At 40.2% G+C, this 21,380-nt stretch carries 20 protein-coding genes and 2 CRISPR repeat arrays; of the genes, 10 read left to right on the forward strand and 10 right to left on the reverse strand.

All coding sequences use genetic code 11. The annotated features are described in order from the left end of the window. Positions 1–435 precede the first annotated feature (435 nt). Positions 436–1,302 (reverse strand): DUF3987 domain-containing protein, encoded by an 867-nt coding sequence (locus V7K61_RS00305; RefSeq protein WP_335049995.1) that lies wholly within the window; start codon positions 1,300–1,302, stop codon positions 436–438. Between the two features lie 114 nt (positions 1,303–1,416). On the opposite strand from V7K61_RS00305, the gene V7K61_RS00310 reads away from it, so the two are divergent. Then, entirely contained in the window at positions 1,417–1,782 is a 366-nt protein-coding gene (locus V7K61_RS00310) for a hypothetical protein (protein ID WP_335049892.1), read from the forward strand. A 174-nt stretch (positions 1,783–1,956) separates the two neighbouring features. On the opposite strand, the gene V7K61_RS00315 is transcribed toward V7K61_RS00310, so the two are convergent. Continuing rightward, a complete protein-coding gene (locus V7K61_RS00315) occupies positions 1,957–2,211 on the reverse strand; it encodes a hypothetical protein (RefSeq protein ID WP_335049894.1) in 255 nt (84 codons plus the stop codon). A gap of 1,149 nt (positions 2,212–3,360) precedes the next feature. Here V7K61_RS00315 and cas10 point away from each other — a divergent pair. From cas10 to V7K61_RS00360, 9 genes are read left to right on the forward strand one after another with little or no spacing between them, the layout of a single operon-like run. Next, positions 3,361–5,847 carry a type III-B CRISPR-associated protein Cas10/Cmr2 gene (gene cas10, locus V7K61_RS00320; protein WP_335049896.1) on the forward strand — a complete coding sequence of 829 codons (2,487 nt, stop codon included), beginning with the start codon at positions 3,361–3,363 and terminating at the stop codon, positions 5,845–5,847. Next, positions 5,844–6,602, forward strand: coding sequence for an RAMP superfamily CRISPR-associated protein (locus tag V7K61_RS00325; RefSeq protein ID WP_335049898.1), 759 nt, complete (start codon positions 5,844–5,846; stop codon positions 6,600–6,602). The genes cas10 and V7K61_RS00325 overlap by 4 nt, the downstream gene beginning before the upstream one ends. Then, on the forward strand, positions 6,599–7,903 hold the full coding sequence (gene csx10, locus V7K61_RS00330) for a type III-D CRISPR-associated RAMP protein Csx10 (RefSeq protein WP_335049900.1): 1,305 nt from the start codon (positions 6,599–6,601) through the stop codon (positions 7,901–7,903). Before V7K61_RS00325 ends, csx10 begins: the two co-directional genes overlap by 4 nt. Next, positions 7,900–8,364, forward strand: coding sequence for a hypothetical protein (locus V7K61_RS00335; RefSeq protein ID WP_335049902.1), 465 nt, complete (start codon positions 7,900–7,902; stop codon positions 8,362–8,364). The genes csx10 and V7K61_RS00335 overlap by 4 nt, the downstream gene beginning before the upstream one ends. A 5-nt stretch (positions 8,365–8,369) precedes the next feature. After that, complete coding sequence (gene csx7 / locus V7K61_RS00340; protein ID WP_335049904.1) at positions 8,370–9,290, forward strand: type III CRISPR-associated RAMP protein Csx7; 921 nt, start codon at positions 8,370–8,372, stop codon at positions 9,288–9,290. Further along, entirely contained in the window at positions 9,283–10,278 is a 996-nt protein-coding gene (locus V7K61_RS00345) for an RAMP superfamily CRISPR-associated protein (RefSeq protein ID WP_335049906.1), read from the forward strand. Before csx7 ends, V7K61_RS00345 begins: the two co-directional genes overlap by 8 nt. Then, positions 10,260–10,784, forward strand: coding sequence for a hypothetical protein (locus tag V7K61_RS00350; RefSeq protein ID WP_335049909.1), 525 nt, complete (start codon positions 10,260–10,262; stop codon positions 10,782–10,784). The genes V7K61_RS00345 and V7K61_RS00350 overlap by 19 nt, the downstream gene beginning before the upstream one ends. Continuing rightward, positions 10,777–11,820: an RAMP superfamily CRISPR-associated protein gene (locus V7K61_RS00355; RefSeq protein WP_335049911.1), complete on the forward strand. Its 1,044-nt coding sequence runs from the start codon at positions 10,777–10,779 to the stop codon at positions 11,818–11,820. The genes V7K61_RS00350 and V7K61_RS00355 overlap by 8 nt, the downstream gene beginning before the upstream one ends. Further along, complete coding sequence (locus V7K61_RS00360) at positions 11,820–12,533, forward strand: hypothetical protein (protein WP_335049912.1); 714 nt, start codon at positions 11,820–11,822, stop codon at positions 12,531–12,533. The genes V7K61_RS00355 and V7K61_RS00360 overlap by 1 nt, the downstream gene beginning before the upstream one ends. Before the next feature lie 23 nt (positions 12,534–12,556). Here V7K61_RS00360 and V7K61_RS00365 read toward each other — a convergent pair whose 3' ends face one another. The 8 genes from V7K61_RS00365 to cas1 (V7K61_RS00400) all read right to left on the reverse strand — a co-directional run bounded on the left by V7K61_RS00365 (position 12,557) and on the right by cas1 (V7K61_RS00400) (position 21,290). Next, positions 12,557–13,381, reverse strand: a complete 825-nt coding sequence (locus V7K61_RS00365) for a hypothetical protein (protein WP_335049914.1) — start codon at positions 13,379–13,381, stop codon at positions 12,557–12,559. A gap of 84 nt (positions 13,382–13,465) precedes the next feature. Next, positions 13,466–13,945: direct repeats of the CRISPR family, unit length 37 nt; unit sequence TGTTTCCATCCCCGTGAGGGGTAATGACTTGAAAACA. Between the two features lie 294 nt (positions 13,946–14,239). Further along, complete coding sequence (gene cas6 / locus V7K61_RS00370) at positions 14,240–15,352, reverse strand: CRISPR-associated endoribonuclease Cas6 (protein WP_335049916.1); 1,113 nt, start codon at positions 15,350–15,352, stop codon at positions 14,240–14,242. Positions 15,353–15,650: 298 nt separating this feature from the next. Next, entirely contained in the window at positions 15,651–15,896 is a 246-nt protein-coding gene (locus V7K61_RS00375; protein ID WP_335049919.1) for a hypothetical protein, read from the reverse strand. Positions 15,897–16,033: 137 nt separating this feature from the next. Beyond that, positions 16,034–16,339, reverse strand: a complete 306-nt coding sequence (locus V7K61_RS00380) for a hypothetical protein (protein WP_335049921.1) — start codon at positions 16,337–16,339, stop codon at positions 16,034–16,036. A 175-nt stretch (positions 16,340–16,514) separates the two neighbouring features. After that, complete coding sequence (locus tag V7K61_RS00385) at positions 16,515–16,784, reverse strand: hypothetical protein (protein WP_335049923.1); 270 nt, start codon at positions 16,782–16,784, stop codon at positions 16,515–16,517. Positions 16,785–16,922: 138 nt separating this feature from the next. After that, positions 16,923–17,201, reverse strand: coding sequence for a CRISPR-associated endonuclease Cas2 (gene cas2, locus V7K61_RS00390; RefSeq protein WP_104898458.1), 279 nt, complete (start codon positions 17,199–17,201; stop codon positions 16,923–16,925). Next, positions 17,201–18,247 carry a CRISPR-associated endonuclease Cas1 gene (gene cas1 / locus V7K61_RS00395; RefSeq protein WP_335049925.1) on the reverse strand — a complete coding sequence of 349 codons (1,047 nt, stop codon included), beginning with the start codon at positions 18,245–18,247 and terminating at the stop codon, positions 17,201–17,203. Before cas1 (V7K61_RS00395) ends, cas2 begins: the two co-directional genes overlap by 1 nt. Before the next feature lie 309 nt (positions 18,248–18,556). Then, a CRISPR array of direct repeats spans positions 18,557–18,881; the repeat unit is 35 nt; unit sequence GTTTCCATCCCCGTGAGGGGTAAAGGAATTAAAAC. A 402-nt stretch (positions 18,882–19,283) separates the two neighbouring features. Next, positions 19,284–21,290 carry a CRISPR-associated endonuclease Cas1 gene (gene cas1 / locus V7K61_RS00400; RefSeq protein WP_335049928.1) on the reverse strand — a complete coding sequence of 669 codons (2,007 nt, stop codon included), beginning with the start codon at positions 21,288–21,290 and terminating at the stop codon, positions 19,284–19,286. Positions 21,291–21,380 lie beyond the last annotated feature (90 nt).

Here is a 21,380-nt window from a genome sequence, read left to right on the forward strand (position 1 = left end):
TGATTATCTTTCAAAAAAAATGATAATTAGAGAGAAGTTCTCTTGTTTATACAGAGAACTTTATCTTCTTTTTTTTCAAAATGAGAATTGCTGTGACGCTTGAAATGAACTTGATCGGGCCCACCTAAAGATTGAAGTTGGTAATTTGGTAACAAATTCCCGTAGATTCTTTAGCTGAGGAAGCTTCTAGAGTGGTAACAAACTTGTTAACTATTCGGTAACAGTCTTTTCTGCAACTTACTGCACCCTTTGATATTAGTTAATTTGAGCGGATAAACATCGACGGTAACAAAATACTTCTCATTCCCAAATAATTGATGAGCATTGTTACCGTCCTCAGATTTCCTTACACTAAGGCATTCAAGCCTTATATTCCTGTTTGTTCCCAGCCTGTTAACATTTTGTTACCAGCTTTAAAACTATTGCACAAAGCAGTTAAGGTGCATTGTTACCAGTTTTACCAGAGTCATCTTTGATTCGGATTTGGTAAGCTCTACCAGACTGTTGATTATCAGTTGCATGACCTAAATCAACCACCTGTTTCATGAATGCTCTAGCTGCATCAGCACTTAGTTTCTCGCGGCTTGATGACCAGTGAGTAACTTTCCTTGCCGTAATCCAACCTGTCCCTCTAAACCGTTCTACAAATCGGGTAATTCTTGATGAATCTGGATGAATTGTTATACCAGAGTCAGTATAAATAAGCCGAGCTTGACCAATCAACCACTTTGTAAATGCGATCGCTACTTCCAATATCTCACTTTGTACGATAGTTTCTGGTATGCGATCATCAACAATGGCATTCACACAATGGACAATGAGAGCAATTCTAGCTGCTCTCTCTTTTGCTTTTGGATAAATGGCTCTCAATGCGGAATTTGGTTCAGTAACTTTCTGCTTTTCACACCAACAATGCCATTCCTTCCAAACTTGTTGCCCACTTAGATTCAGTTGGTAAGTCTTAGACGGCAAGTTTTCTAAGTCCTTGTAAAGTTTTTTAAGCAATACTGGGAGGTTATGAATTGTTTTAGCACCTGGTGGTGGCATTTCGGTTAATGGTAGCTGAATCCACAGATATCTAGACCAAAACCCGTCGTCTTCTTCCAAGTTACTCATCTGCCTTCGCAAAACACAGGGCTGAATCGTTCCTACTACACTTACAGATGTACGAGATATCGATACTCTAGGTCTAGTTTTGCGGTTAATTTTAATAGGTTTACCGTCATAAGCAGAGAGCCATTTCTGGCGATCATTACCTCGACCTTGAGGGCGGTACTGATTAAATCCAGCAAATAATCCTATCTAACAATGAGAAGGTTCAGATATATCGCCGCATAGTACATAGAATTTTTATCCGTGATGGTCGGATAGAATCCATCATTTTTCAAAACACCTCTTCTGTCACAGCGAAAAACCATGATGAATGTGCTTGAACTTCTTCGACTAAAACAGTTAAGGTTTGAAGTTGCTTCCCAACTAGTTTTGCAGGAGTGGCAACCTGAAGACTTGAGTAAAGCTAAATGCCCCAAATGCGATCGCAAAGGTTCTGCAACTTCCTACCAGAGTCAGGGAAACCGCGTTTGCTACTGTATTCGGTGCAACTACTACTTCAAAGAAATTCCTCCTGTTCACACTTGTCAATGTACTATTCCTGGTCAGGATAAAGGGTGTCATGGCTGTCCCAACTTTGAGCGATTTATGGAACATATTAGCAAGCAACTTTTAGAACTTGAGCATTTGAATGTTGCACAGCTACAGGGTTTCTTACCTCACAAGGACTAACTATAAAAGAACTGATGGGAGTTGGCAATACAAACAGCGATCGCACTTTGCAGTTATCCTCTAAGATTTCTTCATTCTGCGATTGCATACAACCTACACAAAATAATTTACAAACTAAAAAAATGACTCCTAGCAGGGAGTCATCAATTGTTGACTTGCACGAAGTAACAGTGCCTATTGCACCACAATAGGTCTATTCAAAATGCTCATGACTTCACCAGGATTAGGACTGGGTAATAAAGGACTCCAATCCCCAACATCTGCATAGCCAATAACCTGCAAGTAGTGGATTGTGCTAGTTACAGCTTTAGAAGAACCAATCAACAGATGTTTGAGTGGTTCTTTACCTTGCACAGTCTGAAACTTGCTTGGACTATTGACTGCTGCATTTGATTCTTCGACGCTGGATAAAAAGCTTTGAGTAATCATAATTCACCTAACCAGTGCTAAGAGAGCGATCACTATTCACTCAATAAAACCTTTTGCCGAGCTACAGCAGGACAACTGGCAGTTTTTACCTCCGTGAGGGGAAGTAGATTTAAAACAAACCTAAGCCTTCTACTATGATTTTTTGAGAATTTTTTTTAATCCCCTTAAGGGGATTAAAACTTAGAACAAGGCGAGTAGCCACCACAATTAGTAACTTAAATACAAAGCTCTATAAAATTCTTTAGTCCCCTTGCGGGGAAATATTGAAACTAATAATTTAAATGCTCAGAATACACGAGAGCGTGAGTTTCAATTCCCTTGCGAGAAAGTGTTTATTCTTAACTCCACGATCCATGATATCACATATTTCTGTTTTTGTTTTCCCCGCTGTTCAGCGAAATACTTCTTTTTAATTCGTATCAAAAATCACAATTTCAAATAACACAAGACAAGTCTTGTCACCTATAATTTATCAATACTGGTAAATTGCATTCCTCTAACTGGTATAATTTCTCAGTGAATACTCTTTTTGGAGAATATGTATAAATCACCCAAATGTGTTAATGACGACAAGTAAAGGAGTAGATCCACTAGGTTCTATCCTAACTAATAATTTTAAGGCTCACAGATACGCGGGAATTGTGAATTTAGTTATTCAGGAAAAAGCCATGAGATTTGATGAAATCAGTACATTAAAACTAGTAAATTACTCTACCAATTATTCATCTTTACCCTGCTATTACAGGGAGTTGCAATCAGAGAGTGAAAAGCAAAAGCCTCTTGCGACGATGCCACTGTTACCAACATTACCACAATTGCAATTGCATATATCAATAACGCAGACTATCATCTATAGCAATGGATCGGATCAGAACAACACTGTTAGTAAGCTTTTTGATAAGATCAGATTAGCTGCGCCAGTACTATTATATCTTCCTAAATTACCCGGCTTATTTCATTGGTTACTCAGCTTATTTCATTGGTAAATAAGACTGCTATGAGTTTAATGAAAAAATTTTGATTAAACTCAAGTTAGATGTGAGTAAGTCTTCCAAAGACTACTAGCAATTAAGTGGTAGTCTGATTTGGTCATTTGTAACCGTCAAAAAGGACACTTCTAAAGGGTGTCCTTTATTTTCAAAAGTCATTATGAACGACTCCTGCACGCGCACAATTACCGCACTAGCCTGGTGTCTAGCCTGGGGTGAAAAGCACAATCTCAATCAGAAAGAACTCAGTACGTTGCATCAAATACGACAGGCACTTAAAGATGAACAGGATGTACCGGAAAGTATAAAATCTGTTGTTACACAAGCACAGCGACTCTACGATATTCCTGAAAAATATGCTCCCAAGACACTTGAAGACTTAGAGAAAGATTATCAAGACCTTTGGCAGGAAAATACGCGCATTGGCTTAGTATACGGCGGAGCTACCAAAATCAAACAATACGTATTTGAAGCGGCGAAACTGAACGATATTCGTGGTGCTTCGGCTTTACTTGACCGTATTAACCTTGATGATATTCCCGGTTTTTTTGGAGAGGGCAGGCGATCGCACCGAATGAGAGACTGGCTTGATCGGAACCAATTTGCCGAATTAAGACAAGCTTTAATTCCCGAACTGATTATCTACTCCACAGGTGGCATCATTCTGGCTTTCTGCCCTGCGGCATTTGTCGATCAACTCGCCAATGCAATTGAAAAACGCTACACTCACGAAACACTGACAGCTAATTCCTGTGCTGTTGGTGACACTTTCAGGCTTTTAGAATTCCGTTTTGGATTGCTGCAAAACCCAATTGAAAATACACTGTGGCTTGAGGATTACAAGAAAAAACAAAGCAATCCCATCATTACAGCTTATTTTGACCAGTCACACGACGAATCTTATCTTGACAAAGCAAAAAAAACTGAATCTAACTCAGACAAACTCAAAGAACTTATCTTAGAAGCGAAATTTTGGCAACGCAAGAATTTTAACGAACTTGTGGGAAAACTTGCCAACCAATTTACTCACCGCCGTAACGGGAACGCATCACCAAACGCAGAAAAATCCGAAAAACCAGAAAAGCCTGAAAAACCAGAACGTCCCAGTCGTTCATACCCGCCGATGTTTGAAACTCATCCCTACTTGCAACGGGATGCAACTGATAATCGAGCAGCTGTAGCACAAACAAATTTACCAGGAACACCTAGTTTTTCCGATGCCTTAGCACGAAAAGTAATCGTCGGACAGCGCAGCAAACGCGATACTCATCAGCATCGAGGGTGGTATAAACATTTTCGCTTTCGTTTAGCATCAGGTAAAGATAAATTATGGAAACCTGGCTATTTCCCCAGTTGGGTGACTAGGTTTGGACAATTCCTAGAAAATGAAAATCACAAAGATTCAGGAAGCCAAGAGGAATATTATCGAATAACAGAAGGCTCTCAAGTCACACAAGCTCTTTCCTTAAGAGAAATTGGTAATGTCAGTACACCAAGCGGCTTTGTCGGTTATATTTACGCAGATGGCAACAATATGGGTGGCTATCTCCGTCAGCACATCCGCACACCAGAAAAATACCGTGAGTTTAGCAAACAAGTTTTAGATGCAACACGAAATTCTGTTTACATTGCCCTAAAAAAACATCTTCAACCTCGTCAACTCAATCATCTCAACGACCCAGATAACGCTTACCGTAATGGTCAGTGGATTTATCCATTTGAAATTATTACTATTGGTGGTGATGATGTGTTGTTAATCGTACCTGCGGATAAAGCTTTAGATGTTGCAAAAACCATTGGTGAAGAATTTGAACGAGAAATATTAAAATTACCAGAATCATCAGAATCACCAGGATTTAGGCTTAACACACCATACGACCCTGAAAAAGTCCACCGATTCCAAGGGGAAAAACCATCTGAGTATATATCCCAGTGTGAATTAAGTATGTCCGCAGGTGTCTTAATAACTGCTGAAAATACACCGATTTATTACGCACAAGAACTTACAGAGCAACTGCTGAAATCATCGAAGAAACTCGCTAAAGACCTCAAGCGCGACTACAAATATTACGGTGGAACGGTTGATTTTTTAGTATTAAAAGCCGTAACAATGATTGCGTCAAATATCAAAGATTTCCGTGAAGAAGGATTAACAAAAGGTAATCTCAAGTTTTACGCTTCACCTTACACTCTTCATGAATTAGGAGGGTTATTGCAGACTGTAAAAGTCCTCAAAAATGCTGATTTTCCCAAATCACAACTATATCAAATTCGCAGTTTATTAGAGCGCGGTAAACATACTGCTATTCTCAATTATCGCTATTTCCGAGTGCGTCTACAACAAGGACAAACTGAACTCAAAGACAAGTTTGAAGAGTCTTGGTGTAAAGCTTTAACCAATGATGGTAATTTAGCACCTTGGATGAGTGATAGAAGATGCATCTTCAGAAATTTGATGTTGTTACTCTTTTTAGAAGCCAGCCTTCAAGCCGAATATAAGTTACATTATCAAATTTTATGCCTTTTAAAAAAACCAATTTATGAAACTATTTGGCGTGACTTGGTAGATTTATACCCCTTTCTAGTGGAAGATGACCAAACACCAGCTAACCAAGGAGAACAGCAAAAACAAGGAGTAAAGCAATGATTGACCTGAATACACTTCCCCAAAGAGTATCTAAACACTGGAGGGTGAGTGCAATTATTGATACTGCATTGTGCGTTGGTGCAGGTGGCTCATCCGGCTCACTTGCTGATAAACCCATTGTCCGCAACGCCCAAGGACAACTGCTGATTCCTGGTTCTCAAGTTAAAGGTAGGCTACGCCACGAATGTGAAAAATTTGCACGGGCGTTAGGCTGGCAAGTTTTTTATGCACCAATAGCAACAGAACTTTGCCCAAATCAAGGCCAAGTGTGGAGTCAATTTCAGGAAATATATCAAGTTAATGGCTACAAAGGCTACCACTGCGTTGTCTCGCAAATCTTTGGCGACCCAATCTTACCATCCCGCATTATTGTGGATGATTTTATCTGTACAACACCAAAAGACGAACTATCAGAAGTTTTTCGTCCTGGTGTCACTATCAACCGTCGTCGCCGCACTGCTGAAGAAAACAAACTCTATTTATTAGAAACATCCCCTGCGAATGCCCAGTTAGAATTTAAGGGTGATATTTACCTACAGCCTCGCTTTCAGTCTGGCACTCCTGACTTAGCAAAGCCGTTAATTTTTGCCGCCTTACGCCGCATCCATGCTTTGGGAGGCAGTAAATCAACAGGCTTAGGATGGTTGCATTGGGAGAATTTACCGACGTTATCTGATGATGACGCAATATGGTCGAGCTTGGATGCTAAGGAGTATCTAGCAAATCATCAAGTTTCAGTTGGTGGTGCTGCATGAAGCGAATTGAACTGACCATCACAGCATTATCACCCTTGGCAATTGGTAAACAAAAACCAGGTGATTCCATCAACGAAGTCGAACAATACATTCCAGGTTCGGTGTTGCGTGGTGCGATCGCTAAACATATCCTACACCGTGCTGGTATGGAACTCGAAAATCTTGCAGCTAATGGCGGTGACTTTGCACTCCTGTTTTTAGAAGATAATCCAGCCATCTTTCAAAATGCCTACCCCGCAGTTGCGAAAGTGGGCAGTAAGCTTCAGGTAGTAGATAATACTATCAAAGTTTTACCCGCAACTGCCGTCAGTTCCAAAGCCAATCCAGGCTTTTTACCCAAAGGACATGGTGTATTCGATACATTAATTGACTCGTTTTGCGCCCAACAATTCAACCATCCTTATGACCCCAGCAGTTTGGGAGCATTAGAAGACAGGGTAGACCCGCGAGTTGAAGCTTACAGTTCCTTGTATAGCAAACATGACAAGCAGTACTACTCCCATGCTGCTACAAGTCGTCTGTTAACGCGGGTGGGTATCAACCGCTATCGTGCCACATCTAGTGACGATATTTTATACAGTATTGAAGTTCTCAACGAAGCGTTTTTCCAGGAAAATGAGGATAAAAATCTGGAATGGAAGAACTACGTTTATCGCGGTTATATTAACGTTCCTAATAACTCGTTAGCCAAAAAAATCACTGCTTTTATCAAGGATAAACCTGAAGTTTTTCGGCTCGGCGGTTCAGTATCGCGGGGGTTGGGTAAAGTCGAAATTACTGCAAAAGAAATTCCACTTGCTGATAGTATTTATAGCCGCATTGATGCATTTAATCAAGCATTCCACAAACGCTGGCAAGATTGGTCTGGTGCATTTGGTAATGTATCAAGCTCCCCTGTAGGCGATGACCTCCGGTCGGTCAAAGACCATCGCACTTTCTTTACACTCAACTTGCACTCTGATGCAATTTTGACTGAAGATTGGCAGCGTACCACAGTGATTTCACCAGAAATGCTCAAAGGATTTGCGGTTGTGGAAGACTCTAGCTTACAACTCCACACAGCTTACAGTAGTTACAGTTACCGTTCGGGTTGGAATAGCGCTTGGGGTTTGATGAAAGATGTGGAACTTGTAACTAATAAAGGGTCGGTTTATTTATTTAGCACTGAAAATCGGCAAGTGTGGGAGAATGCACTCTCTAATTTAGAGTGGCGGGGTGTAGGCGATCGTACGAGTGAGGGGTTTGGCCAAGTGGAAATTTGCAACGAGTTTCATCAAATATTTCGTAAGGATGCAGTATGAGTCAATCGTTAACATCAAAAATCGAACTCAAAATCCAAAAAGATATTCGCCAAGCGGAAGATGACTTAGTAACTGCCATTGAAACGGCATTAGATACTTGCGATTATCCCAAACAAGGGAAAGATAAGCTCGAAGAAGCACAGTTTCGTAATTTAGTAAGAGTTGCTGATACAACTGATAGTCCAGAGGTTATCAAAAATTTCCTTTGCTATCAAGTTGGTCGAGATAATAAATGGGGTACGGGGAAAAATTCATTGGCGGCTAAAATCATCCACGATATTGATAATGATTTAAAAACCCAAGCCAACAATATTGCTAATAATTATTCTGGGGTGAATTTTAAACATATCTGGATAGAAATAATTCGCCGCTATCTTGGCTATGGTTCCCGCTATCTTAAATATTTAAATTCAGTTAGTGAACAAAAAACCAAACCAATACTTACTCCTCGCACTAAATAAAAAATATGTTTGAAATCTTTAAAAATCGCCTAGAAATTATCGGTATTCTCGAAACTGTTACAGCTTTAAGAATCAGTGCCGGACGTTCATCTGAACCAATTGGTTCGGATTTACCAGTTATCAAAGATGCTTTAGGTAGACCTCTAATACCAGGTTCGAGTTTAAAAGGTGCGTTACGTTCCCGACTCGAAAGTTTTTTGCGTGGGATTCATCTTGATTTTGCTGCTAACCCAGCCCAGGAAACAGATTGGTCAATTACTCCAGATAGAATGTCTGAATTTAAAGAGGATAATAAAAATTTATCACCACAAGAAAAAGAACAAGAATTACATCAATTTATTATCAATAACACTGATTTAGTTTCTTCGCTATTTGGTTCGCCCTGGCTGGCCAGCAAATTCCAAATTCGTGATTTAACAGTCAGTGAACCGGAAGAAAACTGGTTTGGGCAATATCAAGAACGTGATGGCGTTGCCATTGATAGAGATACTGAAACTGCTAGTGATGGTAAACTTTATGACTTTCAAGTTGTGCCAGCCGGAACTCCATTTATATTTCAAGCAGTTATTGAAAATGCTGAAGAATGGGAATTAGGTATGTTGATGATTGGCTTGCACCAGTTTCAAACTGAACAAATTCCCCTTGGTGGTGGACGTTCTCGCGGATTGGGAGTTGTCAAGCTCATAATTGAGAAGATGAACTGGGTCGATGTCCGAGATGAAAATGACAAGAAGCAAACAGACCCAGAGAAGGTAAAAAATTACCTCAAAAATTTGATTGATAGTAACTCCAATCCAGCTTCTTTCTATATTGATGCCCAACCTTTAAAAAAAGCTTGGGCAGACAATTTTATTAATCACCTTTCTAGCGAACTGCATAAGCGCACCAATACCACAGCAACTTCTTCCCATCAAAATCATGCATAAGCGATTTGTTAACCACTGCACACTTGACCTGACAATTATTCCAGATGGCCCTATTTTGATTAAATCTGGTCGAGAAGGTGCAGACCCCACCAAACCCCAGATGGAATTTGTCGAAACTTACCATGCTGGCGGACGCACAATTTATCTTCCTGGGAGTTCGCTTAAAGGTGCAATTCGCGCCCATGCTGAACGCATTGTGCGTACTGTTGGCGACGATCGCAAGCCAGAAGATCCAAACCGCATCTGGGCCAGCAATCCGTTGTTAACCAATGACTATGACTATTTAAACGATCCAGACGACCCTAAAAAGAAACTACCAGCACCAGCCATATATAAAGAATCATCATTTACTGACCAGATATTTGGCAATATTGCGATCGCCAGCCGTCTCCGTATTCAAGATGCGTATCCTGATACTTCAGTACCAGTTAAAATTGAAGAACGTAATGGTGTCGCCATTGATAGGGTATTTGGTTCAGTAGCACACGGGCCTTTTGACTATCAAGTTTGTACAGGTGGCGCGTTTAAGACCAAAATTCACCTGAAAAACTTTTCTCTAGCACAATTGGGATTAATTGCATTGGTGTTGCGTGATTTAAACGCAGGCTGGTTTGGTATTGGTTTTGCCAAATCACGGGGCTTAGGTATAGTTCGCTTAGAGTACAACAGCGCTGTTGTGCAGTACCCTGGTTGCATATTGGACGACAAAGGGCAAATTCATCCGTTTGGCAGTTCCACGCCTTGGGATAAAGTTTATCTTGCAGGTGCTGGGGAATTTTTACAAGAAGATCGTGCCAATCCTTACGGGTTTCCCTCAAATGACAAATATGAAGTTAGTACAGTCTCACCAACATCAATGGAATACGGCTTTGGTGTAGAACTGCGCTGGGAAGACAAAACTTATATTACCGAATTATTTATGCAAAGCGTTGCCGCTTGGAGCAAGTTGTTGGAAGAAGGAGGGACTTTATGTGCAACGTTTGGGTAAGCGAAAAACCTCTTTCAGCAGATGAATTAATCAAGCAATTGGAAGAACTGACAACTACACCCAGTTACTATTTTTTACGTTGGGCGCATCGGGTAGGGGGGTTGTGGCAGCGCAGAAAAGGCCAATTTGACAAATTAGAAGATGATATCCGCGATCGCTTAAAAAATTATCCCATCAATGGTGTGATTCCAAAACACCCCGAACCCTTTCCTAGTCCACAAGGGCAACTGTTTAATTCAGTCTTAGAGGTGCGTTGGCAGATTCGGCAAGGTAAGTATCAGGTATTGCTACTCGGTTCACAAGAGATAATACCAGGTTTTAGGGCGATCGAACGCGATTGGGAAATAATTGAGCAAAATGTACTCATGCATCCCCAAGATGAAACTCGCTTTCCCAAAGGACTAGAGTCAGATGTAGTTAATAATATTGCCCAACGCTATTTTCGAGACAAGAACACAGCTACGGTTCACTTTGTCGCTTTAACGCTGAAAAATTCCCATGACTAACAGTTCTTATCGCTCTAATACCAATGGCGGTTCAGATGAACGCGCACCAGTACCATACGAACTCGTTCGGTTTCCCGATAAACCACCTAGCACTTGCACTCCTCCTGGACATGACAAATATCAAAGCAATTGCTTGCACGGTACTTTATTTTTCACACTCCAAGTACAGACAGCGCTGCACGTTGCCACTGGGGTAGCGCTGATGGGTAGCGATGTTGACAAAAATGGTATACCCCTCATCAAGACGATGGAGCAGGGGGTAGATAAAACACTCTTAATCCCAGGTAGTTCTTTAAAAGGTTGTCTCCGCGCTATCTATGAAGCTATTACTAATAGTCGCTTAGGCGTAAAGCCAAAAAACAATAACCCACCTGACCGCTTACCTGCTCGCAGACAAAATGAAATTTGTCCGGCGGGAGTTGTCTTTGGTGCATCGGGAGATAATTGGGGTTGGCAAGGATTAATTAACATCCGAGATGCACATTGTAACACAAATGGTTTTGGTGTTGGTTATATGCCTGCTTTATGGTCGCCAAGACCTCAAGGAAGCAATTATTATCATGAAGGTAAGGTTGCTGGACGGAAGTTTTATTATCACATGGTTCGTGCTTTAGATAAAGGTGAAAGGGATGGAATTCGCATCCAACAAGCAAGCAGAAACTACACTTTTTCAACACAGTTACACTTTAGAAATCTTCAATCTAAAGAACTAGGAGCTTTATTAATTGCTTTGGGACAAGACTCTAATTATCCCTTTGCACTCAAACTAGGTGCAGGAAAACCCATTGGTATGGGAACAATGATAGTGAAAATCACAGAAGTTCAGGTGATGCAAAATCAAGATGATTTATGTAAGCACTATAAGTCTTTCTCTAATCCAGATGATAAAAAGTTAAAAGGTGAATTGTTACAGCAATTTCTTCTTACACACATACAAGCAGCCCATAATCAAAATTTAATTGAAAAACCGCAGTTAGAACAATTAAGTCAAATTTTAAGTTATCCCACTACTCGTCAACCTTACGAAAACTACTAATGGCTGTTTATCTCGACGAAAGCACTTATTCGCTGACAGAATATGAGTCACAAATCGCGCACAATATTGCGCGTATTTTGGCTGAAGAACAAATAAAGCTCAATCGGGAATCTCGTTCTAATTCCGATGGAATTAAGACGGAGTTAGAAAAAGCCATTGCTTATCTTTATGCAAAAATTCGTCAAGCTGAGGGTAAGAGTAAAAACAATGTATTATCTACTTTATTTAACTATCTAGAGCATTTAGTTAAATACGGCAAACAAATTGGGCATACAGGTAATGTTCCTAAATATTATGACAGTATTCTCTATGCCTGTGAACAATACTTTGACATTAAACAGGACAATGCTACTAGAGTATTAACAATACTCGGCTGGTCGGCACGCTTAATTCGTTTTTATAAGCAGAAAATTGAAAGTGGTGAAGTCTTACCTGCAATCGCACCTGTAGTGAAATCACCTCCAGAAACCAAAAACCAGACTATTACAAATCAATCCCAGAAATTTGAAATTGACCAGATACTCGATGCTACAGTAGTTAAAATTACTGGCAGTAAGGTTTCCTATCAAGTAGGAGATGTTTTCATTCCCAATGAAAAAGAACCTAAACAAGCCAAAAATTTACAAGAAAAACAAATCGTCAAAGTCAAAGTCAAGGTAACGGCAATTAAAGAAGATGGCAGTATCAAACACGTTAAATACCATAGTATTTAACCTTTATAATTCATTATCAATACCTACAAATTACTCTGCCCATAAGCAACATAGGCTGAATCCGCAACAATTCCCAGCAAACTTATCGGTGCATTTACAGGAATATAATAGTAATCAACTCGCGCTGCCAAATTATCTATTTCTCTATATCTTCCTTTAACATAAATCACCAAAACAGTATTTTTATCCAACCAATCTAATGCTAAATTAATCTGCTCTTTTACTTTGTCTTCCCGCTTATTTTCGGCATCTTCTTTTGATAATCCAGCAAAATCTTGTCCTTCCAACAGCTTAGAATTTATTAAATCTAAAACAAAAATATCTCCGGCTGGCTTTTTCGGTTTTCTCTTTTGATTCCAATATCTAACTTTATCAAAACCTCTTGTACGCAGCAGCTTACAATCATTGGGTTCTGTTGTGTCGTTACTAGGTAAGTAATAATCGACAACTGTTGAACCGATTACCCTTTCGCGCTGCAAAGAACGCTTGACACTCTCAACTTCAGACTGAACTAAATCTGCAATTTTGTTCTCTACTTCTCGGTTAATTAATTGACTAGCGACTTTCTTAGCATCATCTAAATTTTTACCCACAGCAAAAGCTAAAAATCCACCTAAAAAGGCAAATACTACTAAGGTAAATTGCATCGCTGCAACAAATCTGTTAAAGCTTTCACCTAGTTGACCGTTTGTAGCTTTGAGAAATTCTAACTGGCTTTTTAATAATTCAAGGTCATTGAAGTTTTTCGTCGGGGCTGATAGCGGTGAAGATGTAGGGATAGGAGTTGGAGTTTGGGAAATCACCAAATCCCACAGGTGAGGTAAATCAATTGAGGGTAGCCAATCCATAGATATTTTGTTTATAGCAATTATTTATTTAATCATGCGCGATCGCATTACTCCATCAATCCAACTTTAACTAAATCCCGAATGTATTTCCATCCCTGTGAGGGGTAATGATTTGAAAACACCTACTTTCAACAAAGTGCGGTACGCAGATTAATGTTGTTTCCATCCCCGTGAGGGGTAATGACTTGAAAACTTCAAATCAAGGCTGCCAAAAAGCCTGGTTGTGGTTGTTTCCATCCCCGTGAGGGGTAATGACTTGAAAACAGAAATAATTCAGGGATTCTTAGTCCTATAGGGATTCTTGTTTCCATCCCCGTGAGGGGTAATGACTTGAAAACAGGCTGCACTTTGATTGAGAACACACTCAAGGTATCAAAAGTGTTTCCATCCCCGTGAGGGGTAATGACTTGAAAACAAGTTTCATAGTGAACGCTAAAACTCAATCAGCTGAAGAGTTTCCATCCCCGTGGGGGGTAATGACTTGAAAACAACAATCGGGCCAATTTGAGTTTAAGCGGGTGGAGAATTGTTTCCATCCCCGTGAGGGGTAATGACTTGAAAACCCTACCCTTCTAGAACACTTGCTACGACTGGGTTTGAAAGTGCCATTTTAGCGGGGGGTCTAATTTTGCTGTCAATAAGCATACTTTACTGACATTAAACCACCACCATAGACATCTCAAAGCCTTACACAGTAAGCGATTCGCGGGGGTCAACGAAAGAACCAGGGTTTCAAGCATTGGCATACCCCCGCGAAAAATTTGCGTGTGTAGCGTAAAAACCAACACTTTAACTTTCACTAAGAAACGCAATATTAATTTTTCAAGGTTCTGCTTGATTAAACAAGAGTATACCAAACTACTCACTCTTCAAAGCGCGTCGTGCCAACTTGACATAAGTCTTCACCGTTTCATAAGGCATCTCTAAATCTTCTGCCACCACCTGCAATGACTCGCCCATTTCTCGCCGTGCTAAAATTGTCGCCCATTTTGAGGCTATTTCATCCGCGCGATCGCCACCCGTCCGCTTGCGTCGTGCCTTAAAAATCTGTGTTAAATCTTCAATGCGTTTCGCCAAGACAGTTTGCACATCAGGTATATCTTGGATAACTTGAGATGACCAACCCAAACGTGTTTGTCCCAAGCCAAAGGTAGTTTTGTGACCAGTACCGCAGTAAGGTGCAAGTTTTCCTAAAGCAGAAAATAACTGCCCAAATTCTGGCTGTTTGGCTGCATCTTTAGCTAAACTAAACTCAATCGCCCCAGTAAATCCTGTGACTGCGCCTTTCTTCCCCGCCAATACCTTCGCGGTTGTCAGTTGGCAACGAGTAATCAATATATAATCATCTACCCAAGCCAGAAAATCATCCTGGTCAACAGACATCCCCGAAAAGTCATTCCAGCGCCGCAGATAGCTATGAAATACATTCACTGGGACTGGTAAGGGGAAGTGATGGCCTTTGCGGCGAAAACTTGTAGGACTGAGAAATTTTAGAGCGAAAGTCTCACTAGGCTCAGATTCTAGCAGTTGCTTATAAGTTGTGGGAGGATGGGCAATTTTGACAGAACGAATCTGCAAAGGGGCATTTTTTAATTCCAGCACCTCTGGCAAATTTTCTACCCATTGCACCATCCACTGTTGCACTCGATTAGATAAAGCTGTCACATACCAACGATAAGAGGTGTTTGCAGATAGTTGTATTTGTCTACCGCTACTGGTAATCTCTCCATTTAAAGCTGAGATAGTAAAAGGCTTCTCTGACTCGCCATCATGGAGGTAAGCTGAAAGTTCTGAGTCTGTGGAACCCACTTGTTGGAGAAACCAGGCGTGTAGTCCAATAGTGTACTGAGGGAAGAGGTAACAATCTTTTGCAGGGACTAACTCAAATTCTAAGCCGATTAACTCTGTGTCCGGCGGCCATGTAAGCTTATATGGAGGAATATTTGGCTTTTTTTGAGAGCGTCGAGGCATAGTATCATTTGAGCCACAGTTTCTATATTTTATCTTGTTTTCATCCCCACGAGGGGATAAAGCTGTGAGTCGTGCTGCTGCAAGATAGGGTCAAATCAGAGACAAAATAAAAATCCCCAGCAAACTGTTTGAGCGATCGCTAGGGATAAATAATATTATTGTCATACCAGCTAACCAAGTCTTGCTTCATCACAATTACCCTCGACTGTCCCGGTCAAAGGACTTTGGAGAATATAATTTTTAGCAAGAATCAGGATAATTGATATTAACAAAGATGCAGGTGTTTAGATAAAGTCAATCAACTCAAAGCTTCATTATCAGGTAAATTTCGCACTCCTTGCACATCAAAAATAATCAAGAATTTGATATTTTTGATTGAATGTTGCAACACTTGTAAGTAAGCAACTGCATCATTACGACGGCGAAACCGTGCAACAACATTTAACTGTTGAACACCAGAATTCACGCCAGCATTATCCAACAGTTGTTCGTTAGATAAAACGCGAATAATGCACCACGGATGCAGTTGCTTAAAATAAGTCATAATAACCACCTTACAAATGCTGTAAAATACCCAAAAACTCAGCTTTGAAATGACTATCATTACCGTAGGCTATGAGTATTTGCTAAGACAGAGCAAGATGCTATTGACAAATTACTTAATTTGTGGATTTTTATCGGCTATGATTCAAGATAGTTAAGGTGTAACCAGTCCAAAACCTGTTCGGGAATCTCCTCGAAATGTTCGAGAACAAAATCCATCAAAGCCAGATGGAGTAAATCATTATGCGTAGGATAGCGTCGATTAGAACCATTTCTAAACCAGCCTCGAACTGTTGAATCTGAACGGGAACATATTAAGGCAATTAGTTCATAACTTACAGCCCATTTAGCATAAAATTGTGTTGGTGTCATGCTAAACTCCCAATTGCTATAGAGTAAAATCAGATGTCGTTCGCGTGTGGTGATTCGACGAATATTAGACATGATAAACAAGTTAAAATTTGCCAGACAAAAGACACTTAAAAACAGCAATTTCAAGGAATTGTCAAAAGTCAGAATTTATCAGGAGTCTAGTATAATTGATATATTCATTAATCAAATGTTCTCCTGAATTCTGACTCCTAACTCCTGACTCCTGAATTCTGACTCCTGTCCTTGATTAGTGCGAATCTAAATGGGTAATGATGATGGTCATATCCTCCATATAACGCCAGTAAAACCGTTTCGCCATTGATGCAGAAGAACTCCAGAGTTCGCCATCTTTGCAACGATATCGATGGGTTCTTAAGCTGCGATATGTAGCCCCATTATTAGCGAAACATTCAAAAGCTTTATAGTATTGCTTGCGGTCTTTTGGAGATAATGAATCAAGTTGTTTTTGGGCTTTTTCAGCGAAAATCAAACGGAATTTGACAGCTTGAATGTGCATTCAAAAGTTTCCGAATGTCCAATGTCCAAACTTGACCGAAAGCGCAGAGATTTTTGCACAGGTGGAGCGCGTGCTTTTTTCCAAGCGTTCATTTTGTGATAATTTGTGTGGGTAATACTTTGTTAGGGGTTGCGTGAGCTAAACTATAAACGCAGCGTCATCTACTACAAATTCAGGTTGCGTTCCCAATACTGCGACCTTACAACGATTGTGTGCAGACATAGGGTAGAATCTAACTTGGTCTTCGCGTTTGTTAACGAGTCGGAAGAGGTATTTAGATAGGTTTTGGTACTGCTTTTCATCTAACACGCACTCGAAAACCGATTTTTGCACCCGCAAACCATAAGCTTCCAGAAGTTTCGCCACTTTATTGCGACGGGTATCGCTCACGATGTCGTAGCAAACTAAATAAAACATCATCGTTTCACCAATTTTAGGGGAACAGTTTGCGGTTCAATGGTATTGGTGAAGTCTGAATGTGCTGGACGAAACTTCAACGCTAAGGGACGGTAAAATTCTACATCTCCCAGTAAAGATGCAAGATATTCTCGTACCTGTAAGTCGAGACATTGACGATAACTTACTTCTCCAGCGTAAGGATGCAATACAAAAGTTCGCAGTTTTGCTTCCCAATATTGGAGAAACTTTTGTAGAAGTTTCTGTGAGTGGCTTTTCCCGTTACCATTCCCATTCCCATTGGTGTTAGTCAGATTGCGGACAAAATTTAACACCAAGTCATCGACAATAGGTGCGCTAAATTCTGCGGTAAAGTCCCATGCTAAGGGCAGTTCGTGATTACCATTGCAGTGTAAAATTGCATAGTCTGGGTTAAGTCCTGCGGTGTTCAGCAGTGTGTAAATATATTGATGTAGCAGTTGATTTCCCAGGTTTATTAGTTGGCTAATGCGCTTTGCAGTTGTACGCGGACATTCGTTGTAGAAGGTGAGTAGAGAAGCGACGGCGCAATAATAAATATTATCAGCTTCTTCGGTGTATTCGTGCAGTTCGTCAATTCCTGGTGCTATTGGTAAGTTGTCCATCAACAGCGTCAAGTAATTTAATGCGCGTTGAGTTGTGTCATTAGCGTGGTGGCGAGTCCAACTTTGCAGAAAAGTATGTTGGTTGTGCAATTTTGCCCAGATAATACTTTCTGCTGTAGCGCGGTTAAATTCAATGTCGCGTGCGCGTCTACGTTGGTAGGTAAGATATTTTGCTTGTAGTTTAGATGGGTTTTCTAGCCGTCCTAAATATTCACCGTTTTGGGTTAGATATAAGACGGAAATCTGATGTGAATGAACGATTTGAATGACTTCTTTGGGTAAAGTGATATTACCAAAGATTATGAATTGACTGAGATTACGAATTGGAATGCAGATACGTTGATTTTGTTGATGAAACACCTTTAAATAATGGTGTTGAATTTGGAATGTTACGTCCTGTTCGGTGATGTAAATGGTAGACATAAATTGAAGCCAACTAGGTTTAGTTGTAGGTGAGAAAGTTTTCTTTCCTTACCTATATTTCAATTTTCTCAGGTTGATATATGAGTTCGTATTTGCGTAAATGCTATTTTTATATGACTTCGTATATGGGTTATATGAGTTACTAAAAAGGCATAAAAAAAAGTCGGAGGTACTATCCCCGACTTAGCCATAGTTTAATTATTCAAGCAAATGTAATTCGCTATCGTCCCACAATTCCATCCAAGTAATACCGCCGACTTAACCATAGTTTAATTATTCAAGCAAATGCGATCGCAACGTCCTTTCAACTTTTCCATCCCCGTGAGGGGTAAAGGAATTAAAACAGTTGATGGGTTAAATCGATCAACAGCTTTAAGGGGTTTCCATCCCCGTGAGGGGTAAAGGAATTAAAACAAACTGGTATTGTTCTAGCAATACACGCTAGAATATTGTTTCCATCCCCGTGAGGGGTAAAGGAATTAAAACTCTATCGCTTTTGCAACTTTTTGCTCAAGGGTCATTTCAGGTTTCCATCCCCGTGAGGGGTAAAGGAATTAAAACTACTTGAGGACTTTGACGAGGCTATCAAAACTGAAAAGGTTTCCATCCCCGTGAGGGGTAAAGGAATTAAAACCCTACCTGTTCAGAAGCCTTGTCACGATTGAGCTTGAGATAGGTCTATCTGAGGGGGTCATTTTTCCAGCTAAATAATTGATAAGTTCTCTCAATAAACCACTCTCTGACACACTTCAAACGCTTACTCAGCAAGCTATCTGAGGGGGTCAACGAAAGAATGAGGGTTTCAGCCGTTGTCTGACCCCCTCAGATGCTTATCAATCAATGAAGAATTTATAACTTTATCTAATGATTGAGAGTAGTTAGAAACACTTACTTTTGATTTTATTTTATTAATTTTTCATGGTTCGGTAGATTTAATGACCAGTGTATAGAAACCTACTAAAAAAGTCAAGGTGAAGTATAAAGTATAAAATTACTCCACCAAACTTTTCTAGTTTTACATAGTCCCCAATCCCCATTACAACTTCCAAATCATCGGCCGGTATAACTCCACTTGTCCCGTCAAAGAAGCAATGTATTCCCTTACCTGTAATTCCAAACAACGGCGCAGGCTGACTTGATATCCTGTATGGGGATGCGTCACTTCAGACTGCAATTTCTCTTCCCAATGTTTGAGAAACTTTTTTAAGGCGTGAGGTTGAAGATATACACCGTCTTTTTCATCTGGAGAAGTAAAATCTTCAGATGTAAAAATCTTGGAATTAATTAAATAAGCCACAAGAGAATCAACCAGTTGGGCGCGAAATTCTTCCATTAAATCGCTGACTAAAGCTGGGTGATTATCACGGGGAATATGAAGGTTGCCAAAGTGCGTATGTAATCCAATTACTTGCACAAAAGAGAATACATTTTGACTTAATAATGTATATCCTAAACTTAACAAACTATTGACGGGATCTGTTGGTGGACGCTTAGTCCGTTTCTCAAAGACAAACGCTCCCGTAAACAGGGAACCCAAAGCTTGAAAGTATAAAGTCGCTGCTTTTCCTTCATATCCTCGCAGCGAATCCATACTTTCAGCAAAAGTTAACTTCTCCATCAATTCTGCAATTCCACTAATTGCTGTCGCAGCAATTTTCGAGGGATGGCGACGGTTTAGTTTTAAAAGTAATGCACGAGAATTATGCAACTTGGCCCGAACTATCGCTTCAGCTTGCTTTCTGGTAAAATCAGGATTTTGACAACGCTCAACCTGTAACATCAAATATTCAACTTTAGCATCACCTTCTACTTGCAACCTACCAAAATACCTCCCCTTTTGGGACAAATACATAATCGGAATCCGTCGCCGCAAGGCCATACTCACCGCGCCATGCGATACATTACAACAACCAAATAGCACAACATTGCTGACTCGACTAACTGGAACCTTAATCCGCAATTCACCTTGATAATAAACTTGAAATTGTTGATTTTTGACACTCAAATAAGCACCTTGGTCGGTTATATATAAAGTAGTCATGGTTTCCTGCCAATAATGAGAAATTGATGCTTTCGGAAAATTGCTCGGCTTGTCAATACTGCAAGCTTTAGGAGGACGAGAAACTGGTTTCGCTGGTCTTGGTTTCCTGCGAAAATAAGGTGTACCCGAATCATTAATTACCCATTCCCCAGCGAGTACAGGTTTGGGTGGCGGTGGTGCATAAACTTCACCGCCAGCAAAGCGATAACCCAAGAAAGTAAACTCATCCTTGGGAGTAAAAATCTGTGTCTTCTCTGGTTGTAGAGTTAAATAGACTTCTCCTAACCAAACAGTAATTTTGTCAAGGATACGGTTTGCTTCTTGCCAACTCTTACAGGCGATAACAAAATCATCCCCATACCGCACCAAATTAATACCTTGACTGAGACATTTTCTATCAAAACTAGTTAGGTATAAATTTGCTAAAGCACCAGAAAGTCCCCCACCTTGCAATACTCCCTTGCCAAAGTTGCGATATTGTCCAGCGACGATAATTCCTGACTTCAACTGTTGTTCTAGCAACTGTAATACAATTGGTTCGAGTGATAACTCCTCCAATGCCGTTAACAACAATGCCCAAGAAAGATTGTCAAAAAAATCAGCAATATCGGCTTTGATAATCCATTTCGGTTGATACTGATAGTATCCATATAAATGTTGTACTGCTTGGTGAATACTGTGTCCAGGACGATAAGCATAGCTGCAATCAAGAAACGTATCTTCTAAGGGAAAATACAATTCATCGAGTAGTAAACGCTGGATAATTCTATCCCGCACGGTAGGGACACCAATTAACCGCTTACTGCCGTTTTTTTTGGGGATGTAAAACCCTTTAGCAGGGCTTGGAGTGTAAGTTTCGTGGTGTAGTTGATATTCGAGCTTCTGTAATTGTTCGGTAGCCATTGACTCGAATAAGTCAACAGAAATACCATCAATCCCCGCAGTCTTACTTCCCGCACGAACTTGTAGCCATGCGAAATTGAGGTGTTCTTTGGTGAACATAATCAAAAGTAAAAAGGTAAACGTAAAAAGGTAAACGTAAGATTATCGACACGCTTTCAACCTGCTTGGGATGATAAATCCCAAGGGCGA

The organism is Nostoc sp. (assembly GCF_036918015.1).
GTDB lineage: Bacteria > Cyanobacteriota > Cyanobacteriia > Cyanobacteriales > Nostocaceae > Nostoc.

Bases quoted from the DNA above. Each gene is read 5' to 3' on its own strand.
- V7K61_RS00310 (WP_335049892.1), top strand. From the start codon at position 1,417: ATGATGAATGTGCTTGAACTTCTTCGACTAAAACAGTTAAGGTTTGAA.
- V7K61_RS00315 (WP_335049894.1), bottom strand. From the start codon at position 2,211: ATGATTACTCAAAGCTTTTTATCCAGCGTCGAAGAATCAAATGCAGCA.
- cas10 (WP_335049896.1), top strand. From the start codon at position 3,361: ATGAACGACTCCTGCACGCGCACAATTACCGCACTAGCCTGGTGTCTA.
- V7K61_RS00325 (WP_335049898.1), top strand. From the start codon at position 5,844: ATGATTGACCTGAATACACTTCCCCAAAGAGTATCTAAACACTGGAGG.
- csx10 (WP_335049900.1), top strand. From the start codon at position 6,599: ATGAAGCGAATTGAACTGACCATCACAGCATTATCACCCTTGGCAATT.
- V7K61_RS00335 (WP_335049902.1), top strand. From the start codon at position 7,900: ATGAGTCAATCGTTAACATCAAAAATCGAACTCAAAATCCAAAAAGAT.
- csx7 (WP_335049904.1), top strand. From the start codon at position 8,370: ATGTTTGAAATCTTTAAAAATCGCCTAGAAATTATCGGTATTCTCGAA.
- V7K61_RS00345 (WP_335049906.1), top strand. From the start codon at position 9,283: ATGCATAAGCGATTTGTTAACCACTGCACACTTGACCTGACAATTATT.
- V7K61_RS00350 (WP_335049909.1), top strand. From the start codon at position 10,260: ATGTGCAACGTTTGGGTAAGCGAAAAACCTCTTTCAGCAGATGAATTA.
- V7K61_RS00355 (WP_335049911.1), top strand. From the start codon at position 10,777: ATGACTAACAGTTCTTATCGCTCTAATACCAATGGCGGTTCAGATGAA.
- V7K61_RS00360 (WP_335049912.1), top strand. From the start codon at position 11,820: ATGGCTGTTTATCTCGACGAAAGCACTTATTCGCTGACAGAATATGAG.
- V7K61_RS00365 (WP_335049914.1), bottom strand. From the start codon at position 13,381: ATGGATTGGCTACCCTCAATTGATTTACCTCACCTGTGGGATTTGGTG.
- cas6 (WP_335049916.1), bottom strand. From the start codon at position 15,352: ATGCCTCGACGCTCTCAAAAAAAGCCAAATATTCCTCCATATAAGCTT.
- V7K61_RS00375 (WP_335049919.1), bottom strand. From the start codon at position 15,896: ATGACTTATTTTAAGCAACTGCATCCGTGGTGCATTATTCGCGTTTTA.
- V7K61_RS00380 (WP_335049921.1), bottom strand. From the start codon at position 16,339: ATGTCTAATATTCGTCGAATCACCACACGCGAACGACATCTGATTTTA.
- V7K61_RS00385 (WP_335049923.1), bottom strand. From the start codon at position 16,784: ATGCACATTCAAGCTGTCAAATTCCGTTTGATTTTCGCTGAAAAAGCC.
- cas2 (WP_104898458.1), bottom strand. From the start codon at position 17,201: ATGTTTTATTTAGTTTGCTACGACATCGTGAGCGATACCCGTCGCAAT.
- cas1 (WP_335049925.1), bottom strand. From the start codon at position 18,247: ATGTCTACCATTTACATCACCGAACAGGACGTAACATTCCAAATTCAA.
- cas1 (WP_335049928.1), bottom strand. From the start codon at position 21,290: ATGTTCACCAAAGAACACCTCAATTTCGCATGGCTACAAGTTCGTGCG.